Here is a 14,867-nt window from a genome sequence, read left to right as displayed (position 1 = left end):
GCTAGCTTGGGGTATTAGTAACTTGGAATTCCGCTGGAATTTCATGTTCTTCGTTCTTACCCGCGTGAACACTCGGTCCAATTAAGCTAGTAATTTCGTTCTCGTCCAGCTCTTCTTTTGTCATGAGTGCTTCTTTGAGCGCTTCGAGTTCGCGTCGTTTCTCATGTAGCAAATCAATAGCGCGACGTTCTGCAGCACGCAGAATATCACCGACTTCTGCATCAATGGTCTCTTGGGTATGCTCGCTGAATTGTCGCTGTTGATGCATTTCGCGGCCTAAGAATGGATCTTCATCCGACGTCTTGTAGCTCACGGGGCCGATTTTTTGACTCATGCCCCAGTGCGAAACCATTCGGCGTGCAAGGCTCGTTGCACGTTCTAAATCGTTTTCCGCTCCGGCACTCGTTTCGTCAAAAATGACCCGCTCTGCCGCGCGACCGCCAAGCAGTACAACGAGTTGGTCGCGAGCCTCACTTTCCGAGATAGTCATGCGGTCTTCTTGTGGCACAATGTGAGTGCTGCCCAAAGAACGACCGCGCGGAATGATGGTGACTTTGTAGACGCGCTGCGCACCAGGTAGGTACCAAGCCGCTAAGGTGTGGCCCGCCTCGTGGTACGCGGTGTTAATCAAATCGTTGCGGCTGAGCACTTCTTCACGTTTGGCTCCCATAACAACTTTGTCTCGCGCATGGTCGAAATCTTCCATCGACACGCGAGATTTGTCGTTTCGAGCCGCCCACAGCGCCGCCTCGTTTACCACGTTGCGTATGTCTGCACCGGTCATTCCAACGGTAGATTCGGCAAGTCGTTTCAAGTCGACGTTATCATCGAGCGGAACATCGCGGACGTGCACCTTGAAAATCTCCGTTCGACCCTTGAGTGTAGGTCTGCCAACATTGACGTGTCGGTCAAAACGACCAGGCCGCAGAAGCGCCGGATCAAGGACATCAGGTCGATTGGTCGCCGCCATAATAATGACGCTGTCGGTTGGAGAGAAACCATCCATTTCCGAAAGAATCTGATTCAACGTCTGTTCACGTTCGTCGTGCCCGCCGCCTAAGCCAGCACCACGTTGACGACCGACGGCATCTATTTCATCGATGAAAATGATAGCAGCGCCAGCTTCCTTGGCTTGTTGAAAGAGGTCTCGCACGCGGGAAGCACCGACCCCAACAAACATTTGGATAAATTCGGAACCGTTGACGCTGAAAAAGGCAACGCCAGCTTCGCCTGCCACTGCTCGCGCCAGCAATGTCTTACCCGTTCCTGGAGGTCCGCAAAGGAGTACACCTTTGGGTACGCGACCGCCTAGCTTTTGAAACTTTTCAGGCGCCTTCAGAAACTCCACGATCTCTTGTAAGTCGGCTTTGACGCCTTCCAATCCGGCAACATCATCAAACGTAATTTGCTGTTCGGTCGCTTCGTAGCGTCGTGCTGTGGATCGCGAAAAGCTTGACAAGAACCCTCCACCCATCATGTTTTCACGGGAACGACGTAAAAACATCCAGATCAGTGCTAGGGTCGCTAGTGCAATGGCGACGTACAAGAAGGTTGTAAACTGGCCGGTCATGTCGCCCGGCACCACGTCATAGACAAATTTTGGGTTCTTTGCCCGAAGATCTTCAAGCTGTTGTAGCAGCTTACCGCGACTGACATCGTCGCCGGGTAGTTTGACGTAAAAGTTCTTGCGGTACCGCGCTGGGTTGCCCTGCACATCCTTAGAAGGCTCAATCAACTTACCATCCGGGCCGTACGAGACGATCCGGTCTGGAGGCACGTCAAACGTACCATAGGCGCTGTCGTCATAGATTTTGACATCTAAAATGTTATTGGCGCGTAGTTGTTCGTAAAAAACGGGCGTTTCGATATCCGAAATATTGCGCGCGCTTCGAAACAAGAAGACAATTGCAATGCCTGCGAGGATGATGAAAACGATCACCCATCCTTGCCCCTTCCGCGGCGCTCCTTGAGGCAATTCTTTCTTATCTTCCCTAGCCGGACTGCTCATTCAAATACTTTCGTCAAATTTAGCGATTCGATTCCTCTGCGATCATCGCGCGTAAATAACGCAAAGATTATACCGCTGCCACTACGAAATCCGTAGTACCTAAACCTGTCTGTCCTACGCATTTACATCGGGAGCGGTTTCTTTTCACGTACAAACAGTCTATCGCTTGTGAAAAGTGGCCGAGTATCGCACGCAGTTACCACGTTTTTGAGCTTTATCGACGTTTTCGACCGTTCAAGGCTTAAGTTGCCCTTTGATCAGTGCCGCGAGACGCCCCACGATGACTTCGTCCGTATCGAGGCGAAGTGTCGCGGCGGAGTCCTCTAACCTAAAATTTTTAACGGCCAGTTGCGTTCTGCGATCAAGCAATTGTTCGCAGGAGATCGTTTGTCCAGCATTGGTCGCCGCCACCAAGTCGTCGATGACTTCGCTAATTCCCATGCGGCGAATCGCCATAATTTCCGTGAGCATAAAGCCCTTATCCGCCAGCTTCGCAGTCCAAATCCAGTCGCGGGCATCAATTTTTGAACGCAGCGACTGACCGTCTTGCTCAGAAAGCTGATCGTTTTCCAGTTCTACCATTTGCTGAGGTGTCCGAGCCACAACAACTTCCGAATAGTGAGGCGTCGCATCAAAAGCGGAAGAGGAAGCAGATTGGCTGAACAAATCGGACGGTTCGTTGCTCGATGGCGGAACATTATCGATCAAAGCCTTATCGATCAGCACCTTGTCAACAGAGGCCTTTGGTTCGGAAGACGTTGTCAGGTCGGTTGTTGGTTTTGCGTTAGCCGCCGTCTTCTTAATGGCACTCGACTTCTTCGCAGGTTGAATAAAGCCAAACGCTTCTAATACTGGAGTCGGTATGTCGTACTTGCCAGATAAAAGTTGTTCGCCGTTGGGAGCAATGAATACGGTTGGACGGTTGGCATTCATTTCCTTTTGCTCAAGCAGGCCCGTAAGCAAAAGTGAATCAAGGATGTTAACAACGTCTTTCTTGCGGAAGCTCTTCAAAAGTCCGAACTCGCTGAGCTTGTAAAGTTTCAGACGTTGGACTTTGACTGTTTCGGACCCGCTCAAGTATTCCGCAATTAGTAGTTTGCCGAGACGTCCATGCAATCGTTGAATCGATAGCAAAGATTTTCGAACTAAGTCGGCCTGCTCTTGCGTTATCTCGAGTAATGGCTTAGCCGAATGATCGAGGTGCTCGGGAGCTGATACGTGTTTATTATCTGGTGTATCCGCAGCGGCTTCGTCGCAATTCGGTACAACTGGCCAGCCAACGTGGCCCTGGCAGCGATCGCAACCGCCGCAGGCCTTGCCCGACATGTCGCCAAAGTATTCGAGGATGTTCTGCTGACGACATTGCGGGCTCCGCGCAAACGCTACAACACGATCTAGTTTGTCGTAGTCCGCTTTTTTACGATCTTCCAGCGCCTTGAAATCAATCTCCAGTTTATCAAACGGGACGTTCCGTTGCCGAAAGTGAATCGCTCGCCCCCGAAACGGAGGCACATAATCGAACGCTTCGAGTTTTCGCAATTCGCCTAAGGCTCGTGTTAACGCGTCTCGCTCAAGCCCGCTCAACTGCATCAAGTATCTGGGGTGTACATAGACTGCTTCTTCGCGTTGGTCGCCGACGATTTTTTCGACAGCACGTAGTACCTTACGTCGATTTTTTGACTCTTTTGGCAATAGATCAACAAGTGTCGGAAGAGTGCTGTCGATGCGGACCATGGCGAGGCCGCCGCCGACTTCCAAGCGGTCGAATACACCGGTTTTGGCAATGATTTGTATTGCCGTGTTGACTGCTTCGCCCGACATCTGTGAATTAATTCGATCGCGAATTTCTTCGGCGGTCATCTCAATAGGATCGACGGTTTGTTCGCAAAGAAATTCATATACTTGCTGTACTAATTTCGCCGGTGGATTGGCGTTTTCGATAAAGAATTCTTGGACGTAACGGTCTTGGCTGCTGTACAACAAAACGCAAGCGCTTGGCAGGCCATCTCGCCCTGCCCTACCCGCTTCTTGATAGTACGCTTCTAGCGTTCCAGGCAGATTGTAGTGCACAACAAAGCGTAAATCGGATTTGTCGATGCCCATACCAAAGGCGTTAGTCGCAACGATCGCCCGCAGCTGCCCCGACATGAATCGTTCTTGAATCGACTTGCGTTGATCATTCATCAAGCCAGCATGATAAACGTCAATCGACAGCTCGGGTATTTCCGCTCGGATCATCTCCAGAACCGCTTCGCAGCGTTTGCGAGTCGCAGCATAGATGATGCCAGAACCCTTTTGAGCTCGCAAGTAATCCAAGAGTTCCTTGTTCTTGTCTCGCTCACCATTACAAATGCAAGCGCCAAAGTGGAGGTTGGCTCGCGCAAAACCCGTGATGAATTGCTTAGGCTTCTTTAATCGCAAAATCGATGAAATGTCTTCGCGAACTTTCTCCGTTGCGGTGGCAGTTAAAGCAATGGTTTGCACCATCCCTAGAGCTTCGCGGAATTTACCTAAACGCGCATAGTCAGGGCGGAAGTCATGTCCCCACTCACTGATACAGTGCGCTTCATCGATCGCCAATAGACTGATCGGGGTCGCGCGAATCGCCTCCAAGAATCGATTGTTCCGCAATCGCTCCGGCGCGATATAGACGAGCCGATACTCGCCACGCATTATCTTGTTGAGTCGATCGTTCTGCTCTGTCGGAGATAGCGAGCTATTGATGACGGTGGCGGGAATTCCACGTGCCGCTAACGCGTCGACCTGATCCTTCATCAACGCTATCAGTGGTGAGACGACAATTGTCAAGCCATCGCGGACGATTGCCGGAAGTTGATAGCACAAGCTTTTGCCACCACCCGTCGGCATGACACACAAGCAATCATGACCGTCCACAACGTTGGAGATGACTTCGCGCTGACCGGGCCGAAAACTCTTGAGTCCGAACTGTGGTAATGCAGCGTCGATGTCGTTTAAACTGAGCATCCAATCGTCAGCAATTTCCGCGGGTCAAAAAAAATGGGCAACATGAACGTTGCCCATTATACAGAATCTTGAAAACTACATCAGGCGAAGTTCTGTTTACCTTGCCCAAAGCAGTTTCCACGACAGCTTGAAATTGCGATTTTGCTGATTTATCGGTGGTAACCCAACGACCGAACGACGTTTAGCATCTCGTCGGGCGTGATGTAGCGACGTCGATTTTCGACTTTATATTCGTCGATCGCAATCGCGAGCTCACGGCCATCTTCCGAAAGTTCGGGATAAGAATTACCAAACTGACGCCTTTCGCCAGCAACCGAGCCTGATCCGGTCCGCCGCCGGTCCACGAAACTAGAGCCAGCGTTTACGTTGGCATTGGATTTGTGGTCGGCTGGAAGAGCGAGGGATGCGTCCATTGAGATATTCGTCCAGTTGTGAGGAAAAGTCTATATCACCAAAAACTTAGCTCACGAATCCTAACGAAGCAAAATGAAGTTTCGAAAAACCTAGCATTTGCATCTCGTGAATAAAATCAAAGCTGCGCCCCCCGAAGAGCATCGAGCACTGGGAGATGGACTTTTCCATTTGAGCCGACTGCATGGCCGCTATCGATTCGGTTTTCCCCACGCCAGTCAGTGAATTGTCCGCCAGCCTCCAGCACTACGGGCATTACTGCGGCCACATCCCAAGCATTGACAATTGGATCGAGCATAAATTCCGCTCGCCCCGTTGCAACTAAGTAATATCCGTAGCCGTCTCCCCACGTCCGTGCGATGTAGCACTTGGATTCCAACTGCTGGTAAAGGTCAAATGCGTTGCGTTTTTGAAAAGAGTCCAGCTGGGTTGTGACCAAGACTGACTCAGCCAGCGTGTCGACATTGCTTACGCTCGCTCGGACACACTCTTGCGTTTCCGAGTTTGTCCAAGCGCCGGCGTTTTGGACGCCGAACGCGATCTGACCAAGAGCTGGCATGTAGATGACGCCCGTGTGCGGCTTGCCTTGAAAGCATACTGCCACCAGCGTTGAATAGAGCGGAACGCCTGTGATGAAACTCTTAGTACCATCGATCGGATCAATAATCCACTGGTAGTCGCTGCTGCCCGCTTGTTCACCGAACTCTTCTCCCAAAATCGCATCGTCCGGAAAACGATCCTTAACACGGTCTCGGATAAGAGTTTCTGCAGCGCGGTCGGCAATTGTTACCGGCGAGCGATCAGCCTTCTTTTCCACTTGAAAATTGCGTTGGTTGAAATGTGGAAGAGTCGCATTGCCTGCTGCAATCGCAAGTTCAACAGCAAGCGAGATTCGCCCTTCATGTCCACTGCAAACATGCGAGGGGACTTTCCAGTTTTCGGGAAGTGACATCTTGGTAGTCAGACTCTAATGGGGCTAGATATTGCGACATCGCCTTTTCGGCACAATACCCGAATCTAACCAAGAGGCAACAGGGCATTGCCAGCAAACTTTCAATGTCGCTACCAGGAGATTCGCAAAATCAATGTTCGATCTGCTTCCAATATTTTTCGAAAGCACCATCGTTGTGAAACGCTGGGCTGTTGTCCAAGTCATGGCATTCAAGGCATTTGTCACGGGCAGAGTCCAGCGACAGTCGCATCTCATCTCGCAAGCTTTTTTCAAGTTTATCGTCCACGTCCAGCAAGCCATGTTCATACGCGACATGTTCAGAACCGGGACCATGGCAGTTTTCGCACCCATTACCAGTCAAATGCGCCGACTCCTCCAGCGATAAGTACCCTGTTCGATAAGGGTAATATTGTTGCGCATTCCAGCCCGTGACGTGACAAGATAGGCATTCCGGGTCGAAGTGCCTTGGGACATCGCCGCGTCCTGGAGGTGAAATTATGGAATCCGTTGCATGCGCGTGGGGCGAGTTTTCCCAAACGTCGAACTCGGTTTGGTGGCAATCTGCACATGCCTTGGAACCAACGAATTCTCGATTGCTCGGGTGTGAAAGAGGCTTCAGTCCAAGCCCTTTCAGACCAGCCTTCTGCAGAATCTGTTGATAGTTTGCAAACAGTTTCATCATCCTGTCGGAATCTTCAAACTGGCTGCTCAGTGCAACACGCTGATAGCGAACAGGCTCCTGTGCATCGTCATACAAACCAATTAAACCGGTATACATTCCTTTGACACCGACTTGAATAATGCTGGTCGGAGTGCCTGCAATCGGTTCGGGCTTGTAAGTTGGCTCGCCGTGACCACCTGTCGTAACGACCAAATCAAATAGTGGGACTTTCTGTGCAATCTCGCGAGACTCCTCAAGTGTTCCGTTGACGATTAGCACTTTGTAGTCACATTTTTCGGCCACAATTTTTTGAGCAACTGGCGTTAGCGATGTTACTGCGTCCTTGATAGTGATCTCTCCCTGCGGGACGTCTTTAGCGTATTCATTGCTCAGTACCGAAGTGATTCCAATTTTTCTGCCACTGGGCAAGCTGATAATCTTAAATCGCTCAGGTGCTGCGTCTGTTAAGACGGAGACATTGGCTGAAGTGAAATGCGAGTTAAACTTGCCTTGCAAGTCAGTCAGTTTTACCAAGAGATTCGTTGACTGCAGCTGTAGTTCCTCAGCTCCAAACGCAACGGCGGCATATCCCATCTGCTTCAAAGATTCATTCGTATTCGAGAACTTAATCTCTGCTTGCGGTCCGTGTCGGCGCACTTGGTCGCCAGCATCAATGGGGACCACATTCCAACCCCGTTCACGGATCATTGTCAACAACGTGTCGCGGCGATTGAGTCCACCCTTTTGATTCTCCAAACCGGTGCAGCCACAAGGTTCGATGTAACCATGCTGCCTGCCCGTAACAAATAGACACGCCCAAGGTTCTGGCCAATCCTCAGCAATCTTCTGTGACTTTTCTGCTTCAGAAGCAATAACCAACGGTTGCTCTTTCGCAGGCGGAGTCGCGATTGCTTGTGGTTTCAGCCCAGCGGCCGATTGCAGTGCCTCTTGAAATTGAGGCGAAGAAGACTGCATGCGCACCGTCTCCGAATTGGGCTCGCCAGTCCTTTGAAGTTCGCCGACGACTGGCGTTGCCGGAACCGGCGGATTATCAGCCGAGGCTGAAGACGGAGTTTCCGCGGGGCGAGCCTCTGGAACTATAGGTTTCTCGGCAGGTAGTCGTCCGAGCAATCTTTGTGGGATGTTGCGAAGTCTGAACCGAGGCTCCTGCGCTTTGACAGCTAAGATTCCAGCTGCGGAAATTGCCGAAGCGAATACTCCTGCGACTGCTAAGTTCCTGGCTAAAGTACGACGATTAAGGCGAATCTTCATGACAACAAAGCAATCAAATGGTTAACGGAGTAACGGTTCGCTTTTTTTACTCGACTTTGAAGCGGAGATACATCGAGATTTCCTCAGAGTTCTCGATATTCGCCCGAAAGTAAACTTTTCCGTATTTGCCTGGATTAGAACCCCCACGGTCAATCGGTTCCGTTCCAGGTTCAATAGCAATAGTGCAAGGAAAAAGCATCTTGCGGTCGCTCACAATCGGCTTGCCGAAAGTAATTTTAAGATCATCGGCAATCGACTCGGGCAAAACTCTGCCAACTTCTAAAGTAATATCTTTTTGCTCGCTAACCGCGGAGATGTAAAAGCTTTTGCTCCCACCATCTTTACCGTTAATTCTGCCTAAATCAAAAATGCTCGTTTCTTCGTCGTAGTCTGGACCTGCCAAAATTCGTAAGTCTGAGACACACCGGCCAGTGGTCGGCACCGACATCGGGAATTCGTCAGGGCCAACTACCAAACGAACCTGACCATTAATCGGGCCTGCTACCATGCCCGGTTTGACCGTTACTGTAAAATCCGCAACATATCGGGCGTCGGCATGTTCTGGAACGGAACCTGGTTCCACTCGTGACACTTCATTTTCGACGACAACCGTCTCGGCAAGATCTAAATCTCCCCAGTAACCGTTACACTTGAGCGGTGTGTCTTCGTACGAATAGAGCTTGAACGTTTTCACCACAGTGTCGCGTGAGAGGAACTCGCCAAGTGCCAGCGAGTCTGGCTGCAGAATATAGCTTTGGCCAATTCGTCCTGTGATCGTCAGTTTGACTTCTCGCATCCGAGGGTCGGTCGTACCAATTGTGGCCGTTTGGGCAAAGTCAGGCAGAATCCCTTCAGCGTGCCAGCTCAATTTAACCGGCGCCTCTTCTCCGGGCTCGATGTAGTTTTGATTCACCGATCCAACGGTACATTTGCATGTACTACCGAGCACTTCCAACTTCAGAGGGGCTTCGCCGGTGTTCTTGAAGACAAATTCGTGCGTCCGCGTTGTTCCACGCTTCATGGTTCCAAAATCAAAATCGGTTCCACCAATTACCTCGACTCGCGGCAAAACGCTCGAAGGGAGCATTCCTGATTCTTGCGCATCGGCCCCGCCATCTTTCAAGGAGAGAATTCGCTCTTCCTGAACTGGGTCTAGGGATGCGCCGATGGCTTCGGAACGCTCGGATTTGAAACCGTAAGACTGAACCGCGCCACACAGCGCTCCCAAGGCTCCACCGATGAAAAGGAGTAGGAATGGTTTCATGAAGAACTCGTTAAGTCAAAAATGCGGAATGTCTGAAGAAAACAAAGCTTGGATGAGGTGCGACATCATACCAAAGAGCCGCTGTCGGTGATGCCCTCGGGCATACTATCCTAACGTATTTGCGCTATGGACCTACGAAGGGCTTGGGCCAGTGGTTCAGCTCGTACCCAGCCTTGCTGCCCTCCCACAGGATCGCGACCGTTCTCCCAGAGCTCTTTATTTTTCAAATTAATTTCCGTCTGAACCTCGTTCTGTCCTCCCGTCGAAAAATTTCGCAGTAGAAAAGGAGACCAGTAGACGATGCCAGCCGCAAGCTTACGGTCGAGATGTTCGGTGAATCGGTCGACTTCTTCTGCCTTGGTCAAGAATTCGTCTGCACCTTCGTAGTCGCCGATCATAAAATGGGCAATCGCCGCTTGTAACAACACTTCAACATCGCTCGGATATCGCTCGACCGCCATCTCGTAATCTTTGGCCGCTAGAGTTAGCAACTGGGTGTCGTAGGCAGCCAAATCTTGCCGCCAATGGCCCCGCTGAGTCCAAGCTTCCCAGCTTTGTTGGTCACTCCTGACGTACCCGTCACTCCAATGATCAAAGCGTTCCAACAAAGGTGGTGAAATCTCACTACCTGCGTTTGAGACCAAACCTAAGATCCGATTGTGCTCAGCCGCTCCCGCTAGCCGCCACACGTAAGGGTTCCAACGATCGGAGGCAACGATGTTCGCGGCCGTGACATCGTCAAAACGTGCACCTGGTTGTTGCAGCTGTAACAGAAGAAGTTCAGTTTTGCGAGTCGGCAACCACGCGGACCATATGAAACAACAAAGAAGACCTAACGTAAAAATGCACCAAACCAATCTCTGCGGTCTCCGCATCGCTAATTCTTCGTCTAGTTTGGACGAGGGGCCGAACGCCAGCAAGTGAGCTAACAAAATTAGGACGATATTGCCAACACCCGGCGTCATCCACCCTCCAGCAAACGAAAGCGCGACCAGGCTCGTAATCAGCGCGGCGACGATGGTTGGGCGGGTGAACAAAAAACTCGAAGGATCGTCTGTGTACTTGACTACAAAAATGTAGAATACAATCCCCGATACTGGAATCAAGAATGAATATGGCAACCAATCGGGTGCCGCTCCTGCCAATCCGTATGTTAGCCAAATGCAGCCACATGCCAGCACGATCCCGCTGACGAAAGCTACAGATGTTTTGTAACTGCCTTGCTGCTGCTCAATGCCTGCCAGCATAGACGAGCCGCTAATATCGTTCGTCGCAAAACCCGATTGCCAATTGTAGAAAACAGTCGTGACGAGAAAACATATGAGCAGGATTAAGGCGAGCGGTCCAGCCACAGCTAACGTTTCGAACCACAGACTGTGAGGATCTGAAACTGCCTCCGAGGATAGTGATGGTTTGTACTGTGTGTAGTAGTCTTGGAAATTTCCAACACCGATTCCCAGCAGTGGATGATCGGCCATAATCGTTAGAGTGGTCTGCCAGTAACTTGCACGAAAAAAGAGCGACTTGGCTGACTCGGAAACGATCAGCGGATCCCACCAGTAAACGGCTGATAGCACAATCCCAGCTAAGCAAAAAACGCCCAGCGCGGTTTTGATTGGAGTCCGGCGTGCAAACGCACGCAAATTTTGTTCGTGGAGGATAATCCAGGCAATTCCTGCCAAGCATGCTAGCCAAGCTGTTCGGCTTTTGGTCCAGATCAAGCACATGGCCAGCGGGAGGACGACTATGAAAAAGATGCTGCTTCGCAAAGCTATCGACGAATCGTTGGAATTCACTAAGACGCCGCACAGCAGTACCAGTGCGACGGCTAAAACGATGGCCAGCGAATTGGTTAAAGCAAAGGTTGCCATGGGAGCGCGATCGAGCAGTCTGCTTTCAAAAAGATTTCTCATGGCCGATCCTTCAGGTGCATCAATTCCCGATTCTCGCAAAACAGACTCGGGGTCTTCTTGATAAAGCCGAATATCGTTCTGAAAGGAAACGAGTTTCTGGTAACCACCATGCAACGCCAAGGCCCAACTTGCGAAGATGACGAACCACAAACAAGCTCGGGAAATCTTTTGAGGGGTTAAGTCGGATAGGCCGTTAGAACGAAAAAGACCAATAAGCGTACCTAACGCGACGCCACTACCTAACCATTGCCACAATGTGTTAACTGCGCTGCGAAAGTTTGCGTTCGGACCAGCGTAAAGTGTCGAAAAAGTAACCAACGCTAGCAGCATGGCCCCGCAGAATATGGCAATCCAAAAAGTCAGGTTTTTGCTCCGGCGCTGCACGTTTGGGTTTGCTAAGCAGGCAAGCGACAAACACGAACCGGCACAAAGCCAAACAAGATTTTGGAAGAGAGTACCGCCGTCGGCGATTTCGTTGGTTGTGCTCGGAATCGCAATGCCGAGTGTAAGGCCTAATCCGACAAGGACCACAGTCGCGAAGACAGCTATCTTAGGCAGAAGCGATGAAAGCGCCGGCTGGGACTGGTCGCGGATATTCATAAAACTCCATTCCAATGATCAGGAAGTTCTGCCACGTCCTGCGAGAACTTCGAGCATTGCCATCAAGCTGCATGTGCACAACACAATTATCATGACTATAACAGCACCAAAAACAGTCGTGCGTTGTAACAAAAGCGCGCCCAAAGATGTGGTCAGCGTCGCTAAATAAATCGTGAAAACGGCGCCCCGCTTCGACAGCCCCAGTTCTACCAGCCGATGAGAGAAATGCTTCTTGTCGGCCTGAAAAGGACTGCGGCCTTCGCGGAGCCTTATTAATACGACGCTGAACGTATCGTAGATCGGAATCGCCAGCGCACAAACGGGTGCTAAAATCACGTGCGGCGTGTCAGATCGATATCCTGTGTATGTTGTCAGCAACGTTGCCACTGCAATCCAGAATCCGACCAAGTAGCTACCTGCATCACCCATAAAGATCGTGGCTGGCGGCCAGTTGTGCCAAAGAAATCCAAGCAAGCTACCGAGTAAAACCAAAAGCATGCAGGCAACAAATATTTGGGGCTGAATCCCTGTGACGCTTGGACTGCTGAGCAGCATGACGGCAAGTACCGTACAAATGATTGCTGCCACTCCGCCACTTAATCCATCCATATTGTCGAGCATATTGAAGGAATTGATCAAGGCAACAATCCACAGCATGCTCGCAAATCCAGTGATTACCCCGTTGTCGATAAAAGCCGTAAAGCGGATTCGGAGTCCAAAGACTACAACTGCGGCGACGAGGAACTCGACGACGATTCGTATTTGCCAAGACAACCCGCGTCGATCATCCAACAGCCCGACAACAACCAGCACCATGGCACAGGCGAGCAAGCACCAGAGCTCCACACTCTTGGCACGCATGCCTTCCAAATGTTGTCCCAGAAATCCAAAGCCGAACTGCTCTAATGTGCTCTGGTTGGCTCCGTAGACCACGGCCGTGCCGATTGCGAAGGTGAACAGCATCCCTGCCCAGATGCCCAGCCCGCCTCCAAGAGGAATGGGCGTCGAATGAACCTTCCGGGCATTGGGCTGATCTAACAGCCCCAATTGTTTGGCCGCCTTTTTAACAGCCGCGACCGCGAGCAAGCTCACCACGAGGGACGGAAGCAAGATTGCAACCGCTAATATCCAGACCATCTCCGCCCCGAGTTTAAATTGCCGGACCAAACCTACAAAAGTGCAAGTATCGTCTGACTCAAGTACTTTGCCTACTCGTCCAGATCAAAATCGTCGAACCCCGAGAAATCGTCGTCGGTCAGCTCGCGATTAGCACGAATACGCAGGTTAGGATCATTTGAAATGCTACCGGGGCGATCCCGTTCCAGAGTGGCTGACGGAGCAGAAACGTTGTGAGCCGGCGGTGACTCGCCTTTGCCAATCCATGCTTGAGTTGCAACTGGAATCTTTGTGAGGCTCTGATAGTACCACGCCTTTGAATCCAAAACCGTCGCGCTGTACGACCTCGCCGTCGATATGATTTTCCCGTCTGAAGTAACGACCGAAACAGTTTTCGGCCGCGCATGTTGAATGATTAGATCCTCGATCAGTTGGTCAGCTTCGTCATAGTTTGACGCAAACACGACCATAGGCCCGCCGCTAACTTGTTCGATACAGGGAGCAAGCGTCCGAGTCTTCTTGGAATCAAATACGATCAGTGTTTGCTCAAGTATTTTCGCATCGACGACTAATCGCACGAATCCTACCAAGCGGTCGCGGCTGATCTGCGAGTCGATCGCTCCCCGATTCGCCACCATCAGCGGAGTTTGAAACAAAACGTTGTAACCGTCAATTACCAGCCGAATGTCATTGATCGCATATTCCTCGAAAGGCATGGCAGGACCGTTTAGCCGTTGCGCAAGAATAAAATAGAAAAGGCCCACGCTAGAAATCTAACATGGGCCTTCGAAAAAATAAAACAGTGCGGATCGCTTACTTTTTGAAGTGATCTGCCTTCAATTGGACGACGCCCAGGTCATTCATGCCTGGCTTAAGCGTGATTTCCATAACGCCTTTCTTCCAAGTCGTTGGCTTTCCGTCCATAACGACATCTTCAATCGACCCGTCCGAATTTTCGTGCCAGACTTTCATCGTGATTTTCTTACCGGCTGGCATTTTTTCAATGACAAGTTCACCTTTTTCATTGCTGACGCCAACATAAGGAGAATCTGCAACAATAACAAACGCTTTCATCCAAGGATGGATATTGCAGTCCACGGGAATCGGTGCTCGTTCCGCTTTTGCAACTTTAAACTCTTCCTGGCCGCCTTGCGGAATGATTTTGTTCGCTGCTGGATTTGCAAAGAAGTTGAAGTTGGCATTATGACCGGTTTGATCGGAGTTCTTGACAACAACCGATCCCCCTGCCATAACCGAGAAGATATGAGGCACAAAAACACACTCGACGTTGTCGAGCGTCGCAGGTTGTTGTGCTTTTGCCAACAGATCAGGGTTGATGTCTTTCTCGTCGATCCCACTCTTGCGGTCAGGCAATATGCAGATGTTGGCAATTCCTTTGCTCGCAGGATCAACAATGAGCGTTTGCTCCAACACAGGCTGCGCATGAGCGCCCTGGCACCAGGCGTCTTTGCCCATATTGATCGGATTACGCTCGGGAATCTTGTCGTCTGCGTAGACGAAGGTGACTTTCAGATCGGCCCAATCAGCGGCGGTCGCGACAGCTGAAAAAGCGACGCTCAACGGTGCAGCAGCACAGCTCGCGAGCAACAGACGACTAAGTGTGAATTTCATGGAATCCTCGTTGTAAGTAATCAGAGATTCCCCGCCGCAATCGCAGCAGGGCA

The 14,867-nt window shown here is 50.8% G+C and carries 10 protein-coding genes; all 10 read right to left on the bottom strand.

Annotation, left to right across the window (positions count from 1 at the left end; genetic code table 11):
• Window position 1: 1 nt before the first annotated feature.
• On the bottom strand, window positions 2-2,008 hold the full coding sequence (ftsH, locus tag SH451x_RS21690) for an ATP-dependent zinc metalloprotease FtsH (RefSeq protein ID WP_479359242.1): 2,007 nt from the start codon (window positions 2,006-2,008) through the stop codon (window positions 2-4).
• A gap of 234 nt (window positions 2,009-2,242) precedes the next feature.
• On the bottom strand, window positions 2,243-4,993 hold the full coding sequence (locus SH451x_RS21685) for a RecQ family ATP-dependent DNA helicase (protein WP_479359240.1): 2,751 nt from the start codon (window positions 4,991-4,993) through the stop codon (window positions 2,243-2,245).
• Between the two features lie 149 nt (window positions 4,994-5,142).
• Window positions 5,143-5,406 carry a hypothetical protein gene (locus SH451x_RS21680; RefSeq protein ID WP_479359239.1) on the bottom strand — a complete coding sequence of 88 codons (264 nt, stop codon included), beginning with the start codon at window positions 5,404-5,406 and terminating at the stop codon, window positions 5,143-5,145.
• Window positions 5,407-5,522: 116 nt separating this feature from the next.
• Window positions 5,523-6,356 carry a histidinol-phosphatase gene (hisN, locus tag SH451x_RS21675; RefSeq protein WP_479359238.1) on the bottom strand — a complete coding sequence of 278 codons (834 nt, stop codon included), beginning with the start codon at window positions 6,354-6,356 and terminating at the stop codon, window positions 5,523-5,525.
• 130 nt (window positions 6,357-6,486) lie between these two features.
• Window positions 6,487-8,289 (bottom strand): multiheme c-type cytochrome, encoded by a 1,803-nt coding sequence (locus tag SH451x_RS21670; protein ID WP_479359237.1) that lies wholly within the window; start codon window positions 8,287-8,289, stop codon window positions 6,487-6,489.
• A gap of 46 nt (window positions 8,290-8,335) precedes the next feature.
• Window positions 8,336-9,553, bottom strand: coding sequence for a DUF1573 domain-containing protein (locus SH451x_RS21665; RefSeq protein WP_479359236.1), 1,218 nt, complete (start codon window positions 9,551-9,553; stop codon window positions 8,336-8,338).
• A 110-nt stretch (window positions 9,554-9,663) separates the two neighbouring features.
• Entirely contained in the window at window positions 9,664-12,066 is a 2,403-nt protein-coding gene (locus SH451x_RS21660; RefSeq protein ID WP_479359235.1) for an O-antigen ligase family protein, read from the bottom strand.
• Window positions 12,067-12,084: 18 nt separating this feature from the next.
• Window positions 12,085-13,203 carry an MraY family glycosyltransferase gene (locus tag SH451x_RS21655; RefSeq protein WP_479359234.1) on the bottom strand — a complete coding sequence of 373 codons (1,119 nt, stop codon included), beginning with the start codon at window positions 13,201-13,203 and terminating at the stop codon, window positions 12,085-12,087.
• 71 nt (window positions 13,204-13,274) lie between these two features.
• Window positions 13,275-13,946: an NYN domain-containing protein gene (locus SH451x_RS21650; protein ID WP_479359233.1), complete on the bottom strand. Its 672-nt coding sequence runs from the start codon at window positions 13,944-13,946 to the stop codon at window positions 13,275-13,277.
• 49 nt (window positions 13,947-13,995) lie between these two features.
• Window positions 13,996-14,814: a cupredoxin domain-containing protein gene (locus tag SH451x_RS21645; protein ID WP_479359231.1), complete on the bottom strand. Its 819-nt coding sequence runs from the start codon at window positions 14,812-14,814 to the stop codon at window positions 13,996-13,998.
• Window positions 14,815-14,867: the final 53 nt, after the last annotated feature.

The organism is Njordella aestuarii, assembly GCF_056494165.1.
The sequence above is the reverse complement of the archived record's forward strand: the minus strand, read 5'-3'. Positions and strand labels throughout refer to the sequence as shown.

Bases quoted from the DNA above. Each gene is read 5' to 3' on its own strand.
- SH451x_RS21665 (WP_479359236.1), bottom strand. From the start codon at position 9,553: ATGAAACCATTCCTACTCCTTTTCATCGGTGGAGCCTTGGGAGCGCTG.
- SH451x_RS21680 (WP_479359239.1), bottom strand. From the start codon at position 5,406: ATGGACGCATCCCTCGCTCTTCCAGCCGACCACAAATCCAATGCCAAC.
- SH451x_RS21655 (WP_479359234.1), bottom strand. From the start codon at position 13,203: ATGGTCTGGATATTAGCGGTTGCAATCTTGCTTCCGTCCCTCGTGGTG.
- SH451x_RS21645 (WP_479359231.1), bottom strand. From the start codon at position 14,814: ATGAAATTCACACTTAGTCGTCTGTTGCTCGCGAGCTGTGCTGCTGCA.
- SH451x_RS21670 (WP_479359237.1), bottom strand. From the start codon at position 8,289: ATGAAGATTCGCCTTAATCGTCGTACTTTAGCCAGGAACTTAGCAGTC.
- ftsH (WP_479359242.1), bottom strand. From the start codon at position 2,008: ATGAGCAGTCCGGCTAGGGAAGATAAGAAAGAATTGCCTCAAGGAGCG.
- hisN (WP_479359238.1), bottom strand. From the start codon at position 6,356: ATGTCACTTCCCGAAAACTGGAAAGTCCCCTCGCATGTTTGCAGTGGA.
- SH451x_RS21685 (WP_479359240.1), bottom strand. From the start codon at position 4,993: ATGCTCAGTTTAAACGACATCGACGCTGCATTACCACAGTTCGGACTC.
- SH451x_RS21660 (WP_479359235.1), bottom strand. From the start codon at position 12,066: ATGAATATCCGCGACCAGTCCCAGCCGGCGCTTTCATCGCTTCTGCCT.